This window comes from Pseudomonas sp. P4_C3 (genome assembly GCF_056402075.1).
The window spans coordinates 1-3,509 of record NZ_JBFUIC010000380.1; the positions used below are offsets into that span (position 1 = coordinate 1).

Sequence of the window (3,509 nt, forward strand, 5' to 3'; positions counted from 1 at the left end):
TGTGTGGGCTACAGACCGGAACGACACAATCTCGGAACAACTCAATGGCGTGCTCGGTTGCCGCATAATCTCCGTATGTCACCCGAAAATCGATTTCATAGCCGTCAGGTGAGGGTTCAGCATGGCTACCATCAAGAAACAGATTTATTTCCGGGTGATCGCTCTGCCATGTGTAGATAAGAGGAGCTAACCAATCTGAAAGCAGCGATGGCAAAGCACTAATCCGTAAGTTGGTGGCACTCTTCGCTCGTTCGACTTCTACCTGAGCAATGCGCAGCATTTCGAACGCTGCCACGCAGCTATCGTGGTAACGCTGCCCCGCAGCAGTCAGGCGGATACGCTTGCCCACCCTGAACGTCAAACTCATCCCCAGGCTGTCTTCCAGCAATCTCATCTGCTGACTGACAGCCCCTGCCGAGATGCCCAGGCGCCTTGCCGCTTCGACAATTCCACCGAAGCGTCCTACAGCTTCAAACACCTGTATGGCCCGCAGAGAAGGCAAGTTATTCATCTGCATCTCCAGAAAATCGAGCGCTGATTAATACTTTAGCTCAGCTATACAAAGCAACAGTTTTTAACATCTTTTCGAATATTCAGACTCTCGTATTCTGGTCCTGCCAGCGCTGCCTCTTGCAGGCAGTGAAGGCCACCTGGATTAGCCCTGCACCAAGACCTTGCATTAGCCATGCGCAAACTCCAATGACAGAAAAAGGCAAAGAAAAATGAAAAAAATCATTCTCGCCACGGTATTTGCTCTCGCGTCGACCGGCGCGCTCGCTAACGATTTGAGCACGATTCGCTTCGGCGTAGATCCGACGTTCGCTCCGTTCGAATCAAAGGAGCCCAGTGGTCAATTAGTCGGTTTCGATATTGATCTGGGTAATGCCATTTGCGCTCAACTCAAGGTCAAGTGCGTCTGGGTGGAAGTCGCTTTCGACAGCATCATCCCGGCACTCAAGGCGAAGAAGTTCGATGGCATTCTTTCGGCGATGACCGTCAACGAAAAACGCAAAGAAAATATCGCGTTCTCTGACCGGCTCTACAACTCGCCCAATCGTCTGATCGCCAAGGCTGATAGCGGTTTGCTCCCGACAGTGGAGTCGCTCAAGGGTAGGCGTGTCGGCGTCGCCCWAGGCAGTACCCAGGAGGCTTACGTCAGGTCAGTTTGGGCACCACATGGCGTTACCATGGTGTCCTACACCAATCAGGATCTGCTCTRCCCGGACCTGGTCAGTGGCCGTATCGATGCCACCCTGACAGACGCGGTCGTTGCAGACATCGGTTTCTTGCAGACGCCCCAAAATACCGGTTTCGCTTTTGCTGGCGACACTGTCCAGGATGAAAAGCTACTGGGCCAGGGGATTGCGATTGGCCTGCGCAAGGATGACCAGGCGCTGATCAAAGCCATCAACGGCGCTCTGGCAGAAATGCACGAAAACGGAACCTACGAGGCGCTTCAGAAGAAGTACTTCACTTTCGACATCTATAACTGAATCCTTTTCCTGGCTGGCTCTGATCATCCCTACGTAGATGATCAAGAGCCTTCCTATCTTCCTCCACAGTTCCCCCCTGATTTCCAAGCCTCTAAATAGACGGTCTGCGGACCGCTATTGCCGAAGGAGAGACAGAACATGTTTTTACAGGGTTATGGTGCGTTGATACTCGAAGGTACCTTCGCAACCATCAAGCTGGCGTTGCTCTCGATGTTGCTGTCTGTGTCACTCGGTTTAATCGGTGCGTCGGCAAAGCTTTCCAACCAGCGCCTCTTGCGAGTGTTGGCAACAGGTTACACAACATTGATCCGCAGTGTTCCTGATCTGGTGATCATGTTGCTGTTGTTCTACAGCCTACAAATTTTTTTGAATGTTTTTACCGAGTGGATGCAATTCGAGCAGGTTGATCTCAATCCATTTGTTGCCGGGGTTTTTACCCTTGGTTTCATCTACGGCGCCTATTTCACCGAGACGTTTCGCGGCGCCTTTCAGTCTGTACCTGCCGGCCAGCTTGAGGCTGCCATYGCCTATGGAATGAATCGTCGACAAATTTTTGTGCGAGTCCTGTTCCCACAAATGATGCGCTTTGCACTTCCAGGCATAGGCAACAACTGGCAGGTGCTGATCAAGGCAACCGCGCTGGTCTCGATTATCGGTCTTATAGATATCGTCAAGGTAACCCAGGATGCCGGCAAACACTCGATGCAATTGTTCTACTTCAGTCTGATCGGCGCTCTGATTTATCTATCGATTACCACCCTGTCCAACGGCATCCTGATGTGGCTGGAGCGCCGCTACTCTGCCGGTGTCAGAGGGGCACAGCTATGATCGAAATCATCCAGGAGTATTGGCAATCCTACCTCTGGTTCGATGGCTATCAACTGTCCGGCGTTGCCATGACATTGTGGCTGCTGGTGGTTTCCATCGCCATCGGCGGCGTCTTCGCTGTGCCTCTGGCAGTGGCGCGCGTCTCAAGAAATCCGTTCATCCGCGGGCCCGTCTGGTTCTATACCTATGTGTTTCGAGGTACGCCGCTGTATATCCAGTTGCTGCTTCTTTATACCGGTGTCTACAGCCTGGAAATGGTCCGATCCCAACCGGAACTGAATGCCTTCTTCCGCGAAGGGATCAACTGCACGTTATTGGCTTTTGCCCTCAACACCTGCGCATACACCACGGAGGTTTTCGCTGGAGCGATCCGCGCGACACCTTACGGTGAAATTGAAGCCGGTCGCGCTTATGGCATGTCCAGCTTTACCTTGTACCGACGAATCATTTTGCCGTCTTCGCTACGTCGTGCGCTGCCGTACTACAGCAATGAGGTGATCCTCATGCTGCACTCCACCACCCTCGCATTCACCGCCACCGTTCCTGATTTGCTTAAGGTCGCCCGCGATGTGAACTCGGCCACTTACTCCTCGTTCGAGGCATTCGGTATAGCGGCGGTGCTCTATGCCTTGATGGTGTTTACCCTGGTCTGGCTTTTTCGTCGCTGCGAAATTCGCTGGCTGGCCTTCTTGAAACCTCAAGCTCATTGATCTGCCGCCATTTGGAGAGCGTCGAAAATGTACAAGTTAAACATAGATGAGCTGTACAAGAAGTACGGCCCTCATGAAGTCCTCAAAGGTGTATCACTCAAAGCCAAAACAGGTGATGTCATCAGCATCATCGGTTCGAGCGGATCAGGTAAGAGTACCTTCCTGCGCTGCATCAACTTCCTCGAACAGCCCTGTGCCGGGCGAATTACCGTGAACAACGAGGAAATTCGCACGAAACAAGATATCAACGGCGCCATGAGTGTGGCCGATCCGCGCCAACTGCAAAAAATACGCACCAAACTGTCGATGGTGTTCCAGCACTTCAACCTGTGGCAGCACATGACGGTGCTGGAAAACATCATCGAAGCGCCCATTCATGTCCTTGGCATCAAGCGCAAGGAAGCTGTGCAGCGAGCCCACCAGTACCTGCGCAAGGTTGGCCTGGACTCAAGCGTGGAGAGTAAATATCCCTCGCATC

At 52.5% G+C, this 3,509-nt stretch carries 5 protein-coding genes; 4 read left to right on the plus strand and 1 reads right to left on the minus strand.

Annotation, left to right across the window (positions count from 1 at the left end):
• The coding region (locus AC1DVH_RS27910; protein WP_477756508.1) for a LysR family transcriptional regulator at nucleotides 1-511 on the minus strand (511 nt) is incomplete at its 3' end.
• A 211-nt stretch (nucleotides 512-722) separates the two neighbouring features.
• Here AC1DVH_RS27910 and AC1DVH_RS27915 point away from each other — a divergent pair.
• The 4 genes from AC1DVH_RS27915 to AC1DVH_RS27930 form a co-directional block, all read left to right on the plus strand.
• A complete protein-coding gene (locus AC1DVH_RS27915) occupies nucleotides 723-1,493 on the plus strand; it encodes an ABC transporter substrate-binding protein (protein WP_477756509.1) in 771 nt (256 codons plus the stop codon).
• A gap of 138 nt (nucleotides 1,494-1,631) precedes the next feature.
• Nucleotides 1,632-2,321 (plus strand): ABC transporter permease, encoded by a 690-nt coding sequence (locus AC1DVH_RS27920; protein ID WP_477756510.1) that lies wholly within the window; start codon nucleotides 1,632-1,634, stop codon nucleotides 2,319-2,321.
• The gene (locus AC1DVH_RS27925; protein WP_008017327.1) at nucleotides 2,318-3,031 is read left to right on the plus strand and encodes an ABC transporter permease; all 714 of its coding nucleotides are present in this window, start codon (nucleotides 2,318-2,320) and stop codon (nucleotides 3,029-3,031) included. Before AC1DVH_RS27920 ends, AC1DVH_RS27925 begins: the two co-directional genes overlap by 4 nt.
• Nucleotides 3,032-3,058: 27 nt before the next feature.
• On the plus strand, nucleotides 3,059-3,509 hold a 451-nt coding region (locus AC1DVH_RS27930; RefSeq protein ID WP_477756511.1), incomplete at its 3' end, for an ATP-binding cassette domain-containing protein.